Here is a 1,097-nt window from a genome sequence, read left to right on the forward strand (position 1 = left end):
GTTATGGGGCGTTCGAGCTCGTTTAACATGACAATCCCCTCTCTTTTCTAGGGTACTTCGGACAGTTCCAAGAGGCCACAGAGCTTGTATCAGGATAACAAAAGACTCCCTAGAAGTCCTTGTCACGTGATCTTATCACCTTTCCTTACTGCTTGTTATGGTGTCACACGTTTCTCTTTCTGTGGTGGGCATTGACGTGAGCAAAGCCACCCTGGCCCTCTGTTACCAAGTGGGTGAACAAGTAAAACACTTCGAGGTACCGAACACCAAAGCCGGCTTTCAGCAGGTAGTCAAGACGTGCGGGGCGCACTGCTTGTTCGTGATGGAAGCCACCGGCACCTATAACCTGGCCCTCGCGTATTACCTGCATGAGCAGGGGGGCCAAGTCGCCGTGCTCAACCCACTGGTCATCCGGCGCTTTATCCAGATGCACCTGAGCAAGAGCAAGAGTGATCGGAAGGATGCCCAGTGGCTGCTGCGCTATGGTCAGCAGCAGGTAGTCACCCTCTGGCAGCCCGAGGAAGCCGTGCTGGTCGAATGTCGGCAGCTCGAGCAAGTGAATGAACAGCTGCTCAAACAGAAAACGATGGTGAGCAACGCCCTGGAAGCGCTGCAGCGCCAACCGATTGTCAGTAAGCTCGCGCTGAAACGTCTACAGCATACCTTACAGGTGCTCACCCAGCAAGTCGACGCAGTGGAAGCCGAACTACTGGCCCTGTTAGAACAGCGCTTTGCGGCAGAAATGACCCTGCTCTGCTCCATTCCCGGCATTGGCCGCAAGACGGCCGGCATGCTCCTGTTGTTTGCCGGCGGCTTTACGCGCTTAGATAATTACCGTCAACTCATTGCCATGGCGGGCTTGTCGCCGCGGGAGCATAGTTCGGGTACCAGCATCCGGGGCAAGGTACGCATCACCAAGATGGGTGGGGGCTTGATTCGTGGTAAACTCTTTATGTGCAGCTTCTCGGCTAAGAAAACGAATGCCGCCTGCCAAGCCCTCTTTGACCGCCTCGTGGCCAAGGGCAAGAACAAGAAGCTAGCCCTGATTGCGGTCTGTAACAAGCTGCTCAAGCAAGCGTTTGCTATTGTCAAATCCG

The 1,097-nt window shown here is 55.1% G+C and carries 1 protein-coding gene; it reads left to right on the top strand.

What is annotated here, in order from left to right; genetic code table 11:
- Nucleotides 1-157 precede the first annotated feature (157 nt).
- The coding region (locus tag ACYVGU_RS21335) for an IS110 family RNA-guided transposase (protein ID WP_460623758.1) at nt 158-1,097 on the top strand (940 nt) is incomplete at its 3' end.

Source organism: Hymenobacter tenuis (assembly GCF_054780495.1).